The 12,462-nt window shown below is 42.5% G+C and carries 13 protein-coding genes; 9 read left to right on the plus strand and 4 right to left on the minus strand.

Annotated features, from left to right (window positions below; all coding sequences use genetic code 11):
* Window positions 1-9: 9 nt before the first annotated feature.
* Complete coding sequence (locus tag ACN222_RS27270) at window positions 10-4,350, plus strand: strawberry notch-like NTP hydrolase domain-containing protein (protein WP_231865595.1); 4,341 nt, start codon at window positions 10-12, stop codon at window positions 4,348-4,350.
* A 509-nt stretch (window positions 4,351-4,859) separates the two neighbouring features.
* Window positions 4,860-5,057: a DUF2811 domain-containing protein gene (locus tag ACN222_RS27275; protein WP_044523598.1), complete on the plus strand. Its 198-nt coding sequence runs from the start codon at window positions 4,860-4,862 to the stop codon at window positions 5,055-5,057.
* A gap of 66 nt (window positions 5,058-5,123) precedes the next feature.
* Here ACN222_RS27275 and ACN222_RS27280 read toward each other — a convergent pair whose 3' ends face one another.
* A complete protein-coding gene (locus ACN222_RS27280) occupies window positions 5,124-5,594 on the minus strand; it encodes a hypothetical protein (protein ID WP_010999651.1) in 471 nt (156 codons plus the stop codon).
* Window positions 5,595-5,870: 276 nt separating this feature from the next.
* On the opposite strand from ACN222_RS27280, the gene ACN222_RS27285 reads away from it, so the two are divergent.
* From ACN222_RS27285 to ACN222_RS27300, 4 genes are all read left to right on the plus strand, one after another.
* Window positions 5,871-6,194, plus strand: coding sequence for a hypothetical protein (locus ACN222_RS27285; protein ID WP_010999652.1), 324 nt, complete (start codon window positions 5,871-5,873; stop codon window positions 6,192-6,194).
* Between the two features lie 68 nt (window positions 6,195-6,262).
* Entirely contained in the window at window positions 6,263-6,577 is a 315-nt protein-coding gene (gene cutA / locus ACN222_RS27290) for a divalent-cation tolerance protein CutA (RefSeq protein WP_010999653.1), read from the plus strand.
* Window positions 6,578-6,681: 104 nt separating this feature from the next.
* Window positions 6,682-7,359: a type I restriction endonuclease gene (locus ACN222_RS27295; RefSeq protein WP_010999654.1), complete on the plus strand. Its 678-nt coding sequence runs from the start codon at window positions 6,682-6,684 to the stop codon at window positions 7,357-7,359.
* Window positions 7,360-7,516: 157 nt separating this feature from the next.
* Window positions 7,517-8,077 carry a GNAT family N-acetyltransferase gene (locus ACN222_RS27300; protein WP_010999655.1) on the plus strand — a complete coding sequence of 187 codons (561 nt, stop codon included), beginning with the start codon at window positions 7,517-7,519 and terminating at the stop codon, window positions 8,075-8,077.
* 61 nt (window positions 8,078-8,138) lie between these two features.
* On the opposite strand, the gene ACN222_RS27305 is transcribed toward ACN222_RS27300, so the two are convergent.
* Window positions 8,139-8,432, minus strand: a complete 294-nt coding sequence (locus tag ACN222_RS27305; RefSeq protein ID WP_126987711.1) for a hypothetical protein — start codon at window positions 8,430-8,432, stop codon at window positions 8,139-8,141.
* Window positions 8,433-8,564: 132 nt separating this feature from the next.
* Between ACN222_RS27305 and ACN222_RS27310 the strand changes: the two genes are divergently transcribed.
* Together ACN222_RS27310 and ACN222_RS27315 are read left to right on the plus strand one after the other, a co-directional pair.
* Complete coding sequence (locus ACN222_RS27310) at window positions 8,565-9,767, plus strand: AIPR family protein (RefSeq protein WP_096637295.1); 1,203 nt, start codon at window positions 8,565-8,567, stop codon at window positions 9,765-9,767.
* A 111-nt stretch (window positions 9,768-9,878) separates the two neighbouring features.
* Window positions 9,879-10,202: a hypothetical protein gene (locus ACN222_RS27315; RefSeq protein WP_010999657.1), complete on the plus strand. Its 324-nt coding sequence runs from the start codon at window positions 9,879-9,881 to the stop codon at window positions 10,200-10,202.
* Window positions 10,203-10,266: 64 nt separating this feature from the next.
* On the opposite strand, the gene ACN222_RS27320 is transcribed toward ACN222_RS27315, so the two are convergent.
* Complete coding sequence (locus tag ACN222_RS27320; protein WP_096637294.1) at window positions 10,267-11,385, minus strand: hypothetical protein; 1,119 nt, start codon at window positions 11,383-11,385, stop codon at window positions 10,267-10,269.
* Window positions 11,386-11,431: 46 nt separating this feature from the next.
* Window positions 11,432-11,740, minus strand: a complete 309-nt coding sequence (locus ACN222_RS27325; protein ID WP_010999659.1) for an HNH endonuclease — start codon at window positions 11,738-11,740, stop codon at window positions 11,432-11,434.
* A gap of 182 nt (window positions 11,741-11,922) precedes the next feature.
* On the opposite strand from ACN222_RS27325, the gene ACN222_RS27330 reads away from it, so the two are divergent.
* The gene (locus ACN222_RS27330; protein WP_010999660.1) at window positions 11,923-12,405 is read left to right on the plus strand and encodes a hypothetical protein; all 483 of its coding nucleotides are present in this window, start codon (window positions 11,923-11,925) and stop codon (window positions 12,403-12,405) included.
* Window positions 12,406-12,462 lie beyond the last annotated feature (57 nt).

Consider the following 12,462-nt stretch of genomic DNA (forward strand, 5'->3'; position numbering starts at 1 on the left):
TACAAGTCAATGCTCAACTTGAGGCACAAAAGTATTAACAAACGGCTACGCCAAAGCGAAAGTGAAAATTATATCTATATATATATGGTCAGTCTCATCGCTACACAAGGGACTCTCTTTGATCTGCAAACAGTTTTGGATTATGGGCAATCAATCCTCAACGTTGCTCTTGAGTTGAGCAAATCACTCATTGAACACCGACCACTAACCACCAAAACGATTCAAGCCCAGATGAATCGTCACTTCCACGGCACGGCAGCAGAGGGCGCTTGGCAGTGGAAGGACGCTTACGAGGCTGTGGAAGTGGCAGCAATATTGTACTTGCGGCATAAGGGGCTACCTCCTTATCCCCTGAAAGAACTGCAACTAATTGAATCACTTTGCCCCACGCACACCCGTCGCAGCGAAGAACAATTGCAGCTTCAGCAGTTTTCTACCCCGTTGTCTTTGGCATATCTGGTTTCCCTTGCCGGACAAATACAGGGCAATGACCTGATGCTGGAACCATCAGCCGGAAATGGGATTCTGGCTCAGTTTGCTAAACTCCAGGGTGCGAGTTTGATGCTCAACGAACTCTCAAACGACAGAAGCAAAATCCTCCGGCGGCTGTTCGGTGGCGTTCCGCTATTCTCCGTCAATGCCGAACAGATAAATGACTATCTGGCTGGAAAGACTCAGCCATCTGTTGTGCTGATGAATCCACCGTTTTCAGCATCACCCAAAATCAACAGCCGCAATCCAGATGCTACCCCACGACATATCAACTCGGCGTTGCAAAGACTATGCGATCGCGGACGCTTAGTGACAATTTCCGCCAACTGGTTTTCTCCAAACAATCCTACTTGGCGAGACACCTTTATCAAAATGCAGGAGAAGGCAACGGTAGTTCTTTCGGTTGGTATCAACGGCAAGGTGTACAGCAAGCATGGGACGCAGATTGACACTAGATTGACGGTCATCGACAAAGTTCCGGCATCTGACCCACAAGACATCCCTTGCATTGCGGATACCGTTGAACTGGACGAACTTGCAACGCTGATTGAACGACTGCCACCACGACCACTGTGGGAACGAATTACTTCAACTGCTCAAACAGCCGTATCAAAAGCAATTCCTTTAAGTCCTGTTAAGCCTAATTCTCAATCAGCACCAGTTACTCAAGCATTATGCGAATTTCTTAATATCGTTGAGCTAGATTATGAGATTGTTGATTGGGCAGCAAATGACCAATTGAAAGATACTCTCTATGAAACCTATCGCCCACAAAGAATCCGAATCAAGGACGCAAAACCACATCCGTCGCTACTTTGCGAAAGTGCAGCCTTAGCCCTTGTATCTCCCCCGGCTCCCACATACAAACCCCATTTGCCTCAGCACATCATCACTCAAGGTTTGTTGTCAGAAGCACAGCTTGAAAGCGTTATTTACGCAGGTCAAGCTCACTCCGAATATCTATCAGGGTCTTATACTGTTGATGATTCTTGGGATAATGTGACTGTCTCGGCAACTAGCTCGGAAAATGCTGTTAGATTTCGCCGTGGCTGGTTCCTTGGTGATGGGACTGGTGCGGGTAAGGGTAGACAGTGCGCGGGAATCATCCTCGACAATTGGTGTCAGGGACGACGCAAAGCTATCTGGGTATCCAAAAGCTCTGCACTGATTGAAGATGCCCGTAGAGATTGGTGTGCTTTGGGCGGTAGTGAAAAGGACATAATTGACCTAAGTAACATTAAACTTGGCGATCCAATCCCTTTCACAGAAGGCATCTTGTTCTGCACATATTCCACGCTACGTTCCCAAAAGAACGGTAAAAGTCGGCTTAAGCAAATTGTTGAGTGGGCAGGCAAGGACTTTGAGGGTGCGATCTCCTTTGACGAGTGCCACAGCATGGGTAACGCAATGGCACAGGAAGGTACACTCGGTTTGGTGAGCGCATCACAGCAGGGAATTGTCGGGCTTCGGTTACAAAATGCTCTACCCAGAGCCAGAGTTGTCTATGTCTCTGCCACCGGAGCCACTAAAGTCTCTAACCTCTCCTATGCTAATCGCCTCGGACTCTGGCAAACGGGTGATTTCCCCTTTACCTCGCGTGAGGATTTTGTGGAGTCCATTGAAGTCGGCGGTATTGCTGCAATGGAAGTGGTGGCACGAGATTTAAAGGCGTTGGGTCTGTATTTAGCGCGATCGCTTTCCTTCGACGGTGTGGAATATGAGATGTTAGAAATCGAACTTACTCCTACCCAAGAACGTATCTATGACAATTACGCCGATGCCTTTCAAATCATCCATAACAACCTTCACAAAGCATTAGAAGCCTGCAATATCACTGGTGCGAAAACATACAATCGTGCAGCTAAGATGTCTGCCATGTCTCAGTTTGAATCGCATAAGCAAAGGTTCTTTAACCATTTGCTGACCGGAATGAAGTGTCCCATGCTAATCAAAGCAATTGAGAATGATTTAGCTGCGGGTAATGCTGTTGTTATTCAAATCGTATCGACTAATGAAGAATTGCTTAAGCGACGACTCAATGAGGTTCCGGCAGAGGAGTGGAAGGACTTAAACCTTGACCTGACTCCACGGGAATACGTCATGGACTACTTGTTAAGTGCCTTTCCCGTACATCTGCATGAGATTCACTCATCAGCTGAAGGAGAGGAACGTTCCGAACCAGCCTTTGATGCCGATGGTTCTCCGATTGTTTCGGCTGAAGCTGTGGCTTTGAGAGATGCCTTAGTCGATAAGTTAGCAAGCCTTGACCCAATACCAGGAGCTTTAGAACAACTGCTGTGGCATTTCGGTCACAAGCAAGTGGCTGAAGTGACTGGACGTAGCAAACGAGTTCTCAAGGATGATTCCGGGCGTTTGTTTGTCGATTCACGGGGCGCTGGTACGAATATTGCGGAAACAAACGCTTTTATGACGGGAGATAAGCAAATCCTCATCTTCTCTGATGCTGGTGGTACTGGCAGAAGTTATCATGCGGATCTCAATGCTGTGAATCGTCGGCGGCGATCGCACTATTTGCTCGAAGCTGGTTGGAGGGCAGATAATGCCATTCAAGGACTTGGGCGCTCTCACCGGACTAACCAAGCATCTGCACCAGTATTCCGTCCAGTGACCACTAACGTTAGAGGTGAACGCCGCTTCATCTCGACTATCGCTCGACGGTTGGACAGCTTGGGCGCACTGACACGGGGGCAACGGCAGACTGGAGGTAATGGAATCTTCGACACTAAGGATAATCTTGAATCCCAGTACGCGGAGTATGCCTTGTACGAACTCTTTAAGCAGATATTCCAAGGTCGATTCTATGAGGTTCCACTAGGGACTTTTGAGCAAATGACTGGACTCAGCCTGACTTCTCATGAAGGCGGGATGAAGATCGACCTCCCACCCTTGCGACAGTTCCTTAATCGACTGCTGGCTTTGACTATCAGGATGCAGAACGTGATTTTCGAGCGTTTTGAGTTGCTCTTGAGTCAACAAATTGAGACGGCGATCGCAAACGGTATCTTTGAAGCTGGAGTAGAAACGCTCCGTGCTGAAAGGTTTACTATCGAAAGCTGCGAATCTGTTTACACGCACCCAGATACCGGGAGTGTAACTAACTACCTGAAGGTCGAGCAAGTTCAACGAAATAACATCAGAACTGCTGTCGAGATGCTTGAGTTTGCTGCTAAGTACCAAGGACAACTCATGGTAAATCAGAAATCCAGTAACGCGGCTGTATCCATTCCTACGCACAGTATATTCGACTGTGATGGTGGTGTTGTGCCACGGGTTTTACTCGTCCGTCCACAGAAAGAAACTCGTGTACCAGTCGAACAATTGGAATCATCCACTTGGCAGCAGGTTTCGGCTGAGGAGTTTGTTACGGCGTGGTCGAGAGAAGTTGATGAATTACCCAGATTCACTACTGATTACTTGCATTTGGTTACAGGCATATTGCTACCCATTTGGAAAATTCTGCCACAGAAGAACAGCCGGGTGTTTCGCCTGCAAACAAGTGATGGACAGAAAATTCTGGGGCGGGTTGTTCATGCCTCAGACATCCAGACCGTTACTGAACAGCTTGGGCTGAAGAACAAGCTGCTTTCTCCAGCAGAACTTGTTTCATTGGTACTCAACGAAGGCTATTCTCAGCAGTTGCCCGGAGGAGTCACGCTGCGGCGGTCTTCCATTGCTGGGGAACCTCGCTTGGAATTGGTTGAGGCTCTTTCCCTAGCTGACAGACTTGTGGCTGTGGGTTGTTTCAGTGAAGTAATTCAGTGGCGCAAGCGGATATTCATTCCCACTGGCGACAAAGCTGCTGCTGTTCTGGCGGCGGTGATTGGGATTCTTGGGTAATGAAAGCAAAGCGATGTGGGTGAACTACCCGTCGCTTTGTTTTTTCTAAGATTCTGGTGTGCAGTTGCGACTTTTGATAATTCTTATTACTAGCTCAATTTTTCCGCATCCCTTCCACAGCTTTTCCACAGCTACCTCGGCTATTTTCCACAGACAGTCAACAAGGCTACAGGCTTTTGCCGTGTCGCTGGGGATTTTATCTTCTAGGCTTTAAGTCTTGTTAATTACTGAGTTTTTATTAAGTAACGTAACAGAAATGTATCTTCAACCCTGATGCTGCCGTAATACTTAATTCTTTTTGTACTTATGCTTGACATTTCGCAACATTGACAACCCTACCCCCTGGAGTTGCACAATAATTCGACTAGTCCTTCTTGTCGTTAAGACTTCTACAAATATCTGTATAAGAGTATTTAAACGTATTACAGATTGTTTAGTAGCTACTCAACGATATAGCAAAGGTTAAAGCTAGTTGTCAGGTTAATTCTCTTGTCTCCAGTCCGCATCCTATGAACGCAACAGTTAGCATTTTCACTCAAATCCCTGCCTCCTTGCACGATTGTATGCAGGATTACTTACAGCAACACCCAGATTGGGATGAGAAACGTTTACTGGCTGCGGCTGTCTCACTGTTTCTGCTGCAAAACGGTGATGGAGATCGCCATGTTGGGCAAGTTTATCTTGAGGCTATGTTCCATCGTTCTTGAATCAACATCAGTGGTGCTATATTCTCAAGCACCAATCTATCAGCATGAACAAACCGTACTTAATATCTATGCACTGTATCTGCTTCGCTCATCAACATAGCAATCTAAGTCTAGCTTTGCCAAATAATTAGCAAAGTCTCTAGCATCTTCCCAACTTGTTAATCGAGCATATATTACCGCATTTCCTCGGTCTTCATCGAAGCAGCACTCAGTTTTATACACTTTTCCTGATAAATATTCTTGAATTTTCTTAACGCTTGCGGGGCTGAATCTATACTTGTTTTCGCTAAATCCTTCAACGCAATCAGCAGTAACAACGAATTTATATTTCCCCCTAGATTTAATATAAATGTCAATCCAATTTTTGTTGTTTTGGTGAATTTTCTGGCGGTATTTAGCCATTTTCTGCAAATATTGAGTAGCGTGTTTTTTAGATTTTGCCTCTTTGAGGTTGCATCCAAAAATATTTGCACCTGCTTCGTTCATTTCCCGTTCTGTAGTTAACAGAATATATTTACTGGGGGATGTGTAATCCATCAATACTATCTCCAAAAATATAGAATCTAATTCGGAGCAGACAATTTCCAGTATAAAATATTTAAAATAGGCAACAAAACTTAGATACAAAGCAACACAACAAGGTTTTGAAATTAACGTTTATGTTTCCTAAGACTTGGAAGAATGTAAACAACACAAAAGCCTACAGCCAGATGAACCGTCACACATATTCGATGTATACGAGTTAACCCAAAAGTGTAACTTACCTCAAAAAATTGCTTCTAGCCCCAATGCAATGGTATTTGAACGACAGTCATGAGTAACCCTTTTTCCCATCCCGAAGATCCAGATTTGCATTTATCTATTCAGGAGAACCTAAAACAGCTTTCGGCTCAGTTGGGATCTCCCTTGGACGAATCATCAGTCATGGAAATATACCAGGATGCGTGCGATCTACTAAGCCACCTTTCCCCATCACCTCTTACTCTCGCCCGCGTTGCTGGAACATTACTGGTTTACCGAGTCAATGATACAGAACCAGAAGAATCTAAGTGGTTCAGCAGCCAGGTGAAACAATGCCTAGACGACGAAGAAGTTGAGGAGTTGATCGAATCTATCTCTCGCACTGATGCTTTGTAATCGCTGAGAAAACGGAGTCTCGCAATTCTTCTTTAAACTTTTAATTCAGTCCCAGGAGGAAAAGTACGATGAAAATTGCATTAACAAATTTACCGCCAGAACACGGAGAACGGATTGCTCGTTTGCTTGTAGAAGAGCATATTGTAGCCTGTGTTAACCTGTATCCAGTCCACAGTATATATTCTTGGAAAGGAGAAGTTTGTTCAGAGGCAGAAGTGACATTAATGATGAAGGTTTCAACTCAAGGAATAGAGCGTTTAAAACAACGTATTTGTGAACTTCATCCCTATGAGTTACCAGAGTTTGTTGTTATTGAGGTTGATAACAATGCTTCTCTGCGGGAGTATATTGACTTTGTTAAAGGAGAAACTCATCTGTATTAAGATAAATTAGTGTTATCAAGTTTCCTCACCAATCTCTTGATCACAATCTGCACTCGCGGGATCATCTTTCCAGCACTCCATAAGAAAGTCTAAGTCTGAGTTTTATGAAGTTTGAACGTTACTATTGCGGAGAAGCTGACTCTTGTGGCAATAGCGCAAGCACCCACATCCAAGCGCGGGATATCAGTCTTTACGAACTAGAGGAAACTTTTGGATTAGAGTTAGTTACCGATATTAATTTTTTCCCAGAATGGCGAGAAAATTTACCTTTACTAACAGATATTGAAAAATCATCTTTAGAAAGAGTAAAAAGCAATTATTCAAATTTAACTAAACGCCGCCCCATGTCTGAAGAAGTAGTGAAGATGGTTGTGTTGTCTCCATTACTTGATTTAGCTGGTTTTTATCAACCTAATTTCGAGATTGAAACAGAAACTTCTACTGAAATTTCTGCTGTAGATGAAAGCGTTATCGTTAAAGGTAGTATTGATGTTTTAGTTGTAAATAAAAGACTTTGGATACTTGTTATTGAATCTAAAAACACCAAATTTGATGTGATATCTGCACTACCTCAAGCACTGGCTTACATACTCGACACTCCCAATGCTGAACGACCAACTTTTGGTTTGCTTGTCAATGGTAGAGAGTTTGTTTTTGTCAAATTAGTTCAGGCACAAAATCCAAAATATACTCGTTCTGATGCTTTATCAATAGAAAAACCAAATGAAATTCAGCAAGTTTTAAGCGTACTAAAAAGATTTAGTGAATTAATTCTGTTGTAGTATTTTTAACTGAAAAAACAAGATACAAGCGTGTTTGAATATTGGGATTGACAATAGTTTTGGTCAACCGAAGAAAAGGATACTGGGGTAGAGAGATTCTAATCACCATCAAGTATTTTTCTGCTACAGTCAGAAGATTGAGTTTTTACCAAAGTTTATGTCAATTAATCTCCAACTTGAAACACCACGTTTGTTACTGCGTGAGTTTCAAAACAGTGACAAGGTAGCATTCGCCGCTTATCGCTCAGATCCAGGAACAGCAAAATATCAAAGTTGGGATACACCCTATTCAGAAGCACAAGCAGAAGCTTTTATAGAATCTTTGCAGCATTTAACCTCCAGTATTTTAGGTGAGTGGTATCAATTAGCCATTGAACTCAAATCAACAAGACAAATCATTGGTGACTGTGCTTTCTGTATCTTAGCTGAGGATGGAAAACAAGGAGAAATTGGCTTTACCTTAGCGCGTAAATACCAAGGTAACGGCTATGGCACGGAAGCTGTGATTTTTTTATTAAATTATTTATTTAACCATCTAAATTTACATCGAGTGCGCGCTAACTGCGACCCTGAAAATCTAGCATCCATTAAACTATTAGAACGAGTTGGTATGCGCCTTGAAGGTCGTTTTATTAAGAGTTTGTGGTTTAAAAATAATTGGGTAGATGAAATGTGGTTTGCTATTTTACAAGATGAATTTACAGCCGTTAATGTGTAGTGCAATTTGTATATTAATCTGCACATTAAACCTATTGTTGAAATTTATCAAGCTCCCTTACCTAACATTGCAGGTACGTCAATCTCTTTAATACAAGTAGCTTGTGATCAGGAAAGATACAGTCAAGAATGCGAAAAAGATCCCCTAGAGCGATCGCTTCACCATAGCTCAGATTCCCGGCTGCAAGATCCACCAACACTTCGGGTGTGCCAACGTTGTCAGGGTTAATTACGGTTACGATCAATTGGTTGCTGTGGGGTGCTTTACGGAGATTATCTACTGGCGTAAGCGCGTGTTTGTGCCAACGGGAGGGCCCACGGCGGCGGTGATTGGGATTTTTGGGTAATAAGAGCAAAGCGATGTGGTTAAAGCCCGTTGCTTTGTTTTTTCAAAATTCTGCTGAGTGCATCAAAGCTTGGGACTTTTGAAGCTAAATGCGCGTATGCTTCAATAATATATATGACTTGCGACCTCCCACAAGAAGACTATGCCAAAAAATTTGGCTTTGAAAGTAGACCAGTTTTTCAATGCAAACCCACACTGCATCATCGCTACCGTTCACGTTGACAGCTTTCCCGCCGACCTACCCCTAGAACCGAATATTCGGGAACCAAACAAGAAAAGTTCGACATACAGACAGATTTTTGACTCTCTGACTACCGAACCCGAAAAGTTCTTCGAGCGACATAGTGGGATTGTACTGTGTGCCAACAAAGTCAAGCCCAACAGTAAAAAGACACAACTAGAATTAGAGATACTTGAGGCTTCTGAGGGTGGTAGCGACGGTATCATTAATGGTGGGCATACGGTTTTAGCGTTTGAGCAAGCAAGAAATTATAAATATGACCTAACCGAAGCTAGAGTCAAAGTCACAATTCATATTGGATTAACTGAGGATGAGGCGAAAGACATTGCCCTAGCATCAAACACATCTGCCCCAGTAGATGCCCGTTCTAAAGTCAACGCCAGAGGTGACTATAAATTCCTCAAGCAGTTTTTAGCGCAATTGGAACGTGAGCAAAAGACAAAGTTCAGAATTGCATATTACCAAAACCAAAGCGGTGCGCCTAAAAGTCCACAGTGCAATGTCAACCATCTCATCAAATTAATGAACTGCTTGGATAGAAATAAGTACAACCCGGACTCTAAAAGCAGAACCAAGCACCCGCCTGTCAGCAATACGCCATCATTGAGTGAGGCGGAAAGACAACGCCTGTCGAAACTGTTACCGTTACTGTCCAAGGGGTTATGGATTGAGCAACGACTATTTCAGGTAATCGAGGGGCATATCACCAAGCCTAAAAGAAAGGGGGTAGTTGACCTCGCCTCAATCGACTCCCGCAAGAATACGCTGTTGCCCGATAGCAGATATTCGTTCGGCTTTAGTGCGCCGGCTGATATTGCTATGCCCATTGTTGCTGCCTATCGAGTGTTTTTGGATGAACAGTACAATTGGATAATACCTTTTGATGACTTTGCTGAAGATTTTCTGCAACATCTGTGGAATAACTATTACCGCAAGTATTTGGTGTCAGAAAAATTGGCTCTCAATACAGTTGGGAGTAAAATCTGCCGTAATCCAGTGATTTGGGATAATCTTTACGTTTCGGCGCAAAGTTATCTTAATCAGCAGTTGCTTAAGATGGTTGGATCAAGCACTAAGCGCGAAGAATTGAAGCTGGTGAATTGACGATAATTATTGCTCTATTTCCAAATTGATACCTATGCAGAAGCTAGAAAGCCTATACTGTAAGGTATCTGCAATTTTTATGATTGTGATTCGCTCCTTATTAAAACTGCTATGACTGATACACCCAGCAACCGACTAGACCGGATTGAGGCAATTTTAGATAGGGTAGCATCTCAACAACAACTAAATACTCAGGCGATCGCCCAACTGACAACAAAGCTGGACAACCTTAGCGATAACGTCAACGACCTAACCAGTAACGTCAACTCTGTATTGGCTAGGGATGCCATACTGAATGATGTGTTACTAGAACTGCGTGATAGTCACGAACAGCACCAACAGAATTTTGAAGAACACCAGCGAACTACTAATGCTGCCTTAAACCAGCTTGGGGCTATCTTGGTACAATTAACGAGAATAGACCCACAAAATTAAACCCTGTCCTAACAAGTCCTAAATTTCTCTGGTTTGCTTTTCTTTAGACAACTTGACTGTTGAATCAAATTTGAGTTAATCCAGCTTTCTTGAGCCGGGAGAGTAACCCTGAACGAGTGCTGTAGTCCTTCTGTATTTGTTGAATACTAGCTTTAAACTCCTCTAATGACCCTTGATATTCCGCCAAATCTCGTAAATCAATGAGATATGCAACGGCTTGCTCGTAGGGTTTAGATTGCTTCAGTTCTATTAATCTATATACCTCCAACCATACCTTATCTTCTTTTAAAGCCAGTGATTCTAACTTACGTACTTTCTCTTGTTGTGCTATTAGCAATTCCTGCTTAGTACGGTGTTCATTTTGCTCTTTAGCACCTTTTAATAATTCAGTTACAGAGCGTCTAGAAATATTATCATAACTAGAATTTTTTGCAGACTTAAATATTTCCCTTAATCTTTTTATCAGCTTCAGCTTAACATTAGGTTCATCCTTGACTATTTTGAGGAGAAATTCATTTTTTTCTGAAGATGATAAAGCTTGAATCCATTCTTCTATTGGTTCAACTTCAGATTTTTGAGAAACACTTAGCTCAGTTGCAGATGTTATAAGATCCTGATCGATATCAAAAAATTCTATAAAATTCTCTAGATAGACTGGGAGTTTTTTTAAATTTGCCGGAACAGGTGGTTCCAGCAAATCTTCTTCTTCCTCAGTGATGGACATGGAAGTAGCTTTTAACCAAGCAAGATATAAAGCTCTTAAATCTCCCTGCAAAATGTCGTCTCGAATCTGTAAAAACTTACTTAAGCAACCTTCACCTTCTATCCAAGTCCGATATTCTTCATCATCAATATTAATATCTAAAATTACATAGCTTGAGGTTGTAGATACTGTAATTTGCTCAGGTAAACAGTAAGGAGCGAAAACTGATGAGTCAATCACCGATTTTGGCAGCCGAAATACTAATTGTCTAGTCCCCCAATTTGCCATACATAACATAACGTCAAAGCACTTTTCTAAAAGCTCCTTGGGTTCACCTCTAAAGTCACCATAACTGTAAGTGAAAATTGCACTTCTTGATGTTAGCTGCACACGGCTAGAGAGACTACTAATATACGTTTGCTCTGATGTCGTTAATGGATGGTCTAATGCTTGAAATTCGTAATACTGATATTCGCTCATCGTCTCTATTAATTGTTTTTGTATTACCGCAAAATAAAGTTAAGTTCTAGCTAACTTTCTGCTCTGCAAACAGTGACAACTGCCCCGGAGAAACATTACCTCTGCCAAAACGGTGGTATGACAGGTGACAGCCACTACACAGACAAACTAAGTTTTCTAAGCGATTGTCAGACGGATCTCTATTCCAATGATGGACTTGCAATGTGTGGGCTTTACGCTCAGAAAAAGTTAAATTATCGGGTTTTTCCCCTGGACGTAAGCAGACTCTACCGCACTTAGCACAACGCCAGTCAGAAGCCGCTTTCAAAGCTGTGGCTAGTTGTTTCCAATTGTCTGGATATACACCCTGAACCATAACAGTGTTTTATAACTGATGAAGTAGGTTAATGGCTTAGTAATTACAAGAGCTTACCTCATTCATCAGGCCAATTCAAATACTCTTGCGTTGACTACGGTGATCGCATCTCATACTGTACCAAACCCCGTACTTGCTACAATCGAATCAATTGAAACTGCCAACTATTTTTTTTAGCAGGTATGTCAAGTTTTTGGTTCTGGGAACGGGATTCAGTTGAATACGAAATTTTCAATAAATATGAACGGGCATTAGTTACTCTTGGCGTAAACTTTTCTCTTGAGCAAGTTAGTGAAGCCCTAGAAGGTTGCACTTGTGGGCTAGAAGATGCGTTTAGAAGCACAATCGACTATGCTTTGTGGTTACAAAAGAATGAAAAACAAGTTTACCCAAACGCAATTTTGATTCGTGCTTTACAGGAACAATGGAAGCCGATGGCATGGTCTGATGACTACCTCGAACTACCAAGCTTAGAATCACCTGGACAAAGGTGGTGGAATGCCGCAGCTAAATTATGGGGGTACGATTTACGTAATCAACTTGTTGCAGATGTGTTTTATGATGACGGCACAGAATTTATCAAATTCACCAACGGCAAAGAAATTACTTTAGAGACTGCATGGCGTTGGGAATGGGAACGAGTGCTGGAATATGCGACTAATTAATAACTGAGGTTGCTAATGGAACAGCGCGTAGTTTAATGAGTCGAGTCAGATAGTAAG

The organism is Anabaena sp. FACHB-595, assembly GCF_048568275.1.
Classification (GTDB): Bacteria; Cyanobacteriota; Cyanobacteriia; order Cyanobacteriales; family Nostocaceae; genus Trichormus.

What these genes read in the sequence shown, in the direction of transcription:
- ACN222_RS27295 (WP_010999654.1), top strand. Translation starts at nt 6,682, where the DNA reads ATGAAGTTTGAACGTTACTATTGCGGAGAAGCTGACTCTTGTGGCAAT.
- ACN222_RS27270 (WP_231865595.1), top strand. Translation starts at nt 10, where the DNA reads ATGCTCAACTTGAGGCACAAAAGTATTAACAAACGGCTACGCCAAAGC.
- ACN222_RS27310 (WP_096637295.1), top strand. Translation starts at nt 8,565, where the DNA reads ATGCCAAAAAATTTGGCTTTGAAAGTAGACCAGTTTTTCAATGCAAAC.
- ACN222_RS27280 (WP_010999651.1), bottom strand. Translation starts at nt 5,594, where the DNA reads ATGGATTACACATCCCCCAGTAAATATATTCTGTTAACTACAGAACGG.
- ACN222_RS27320 (WP_096637294.1), bottom strand. Translation starts at nt 11,385, where the DNA reads ATGAGCGAATATCAGTATTACGAATTTCAAGCATTAGACCATCCATTA.
- ACN222_RS27315 (WP_010999657.1), top strand. Translation starts at nt 9,879, where the DNA reads ATGACTGATACACCCAGCAACCGACTAGACCGGATTGAGGCAATTTTA.
- ACN222_RS27330 (WP_010999660.1), top strand. Translation starts at nt 11,923, where the DNA reads ATGTCAAGTTTTTGGTTCTGGGAACGGGATTCAGTTGAATACGAAATT.
- ACN222_RS27325 (WP_010999659.1), bottom strand. Translation starts at nt 11,740, where the DNA reads ATGGTTCAGGGTGTATATCCAGACAATTGGAAACAACTAGCCACAGCT.
- cutA (WP_010999653.1), top strand. Translation starts at nt 6,263, where the DNA reads ATGAAAATTGCATTAACAAATTTACCGCCAGAACACGGAGAACGGATT.
- ACN222_RS27285 (WP_010999652.1), top strand. Translation starts at nt 5,871, where the DNA reads ATGAGTAACCCTTTTTCCCATCCCGAAGATCCAGATTTGCATTTATCT.
- ACN222_RS27275 (WP_044523598.1), top strand. Translation starts at nt 4,860, where the DNA reads ATGAACGCAACAGTTAGCATTTTCACTCAAATCCCTGCCTCCTTGCAC.
- ACN222_RS27300 (WP_010999655.1), top strand. Translation starts at nt 7,517, where the DNA reads ATGTCAATTAATCTCCAACTTGAAACACCACGTTTGTTACTGCGTGAG.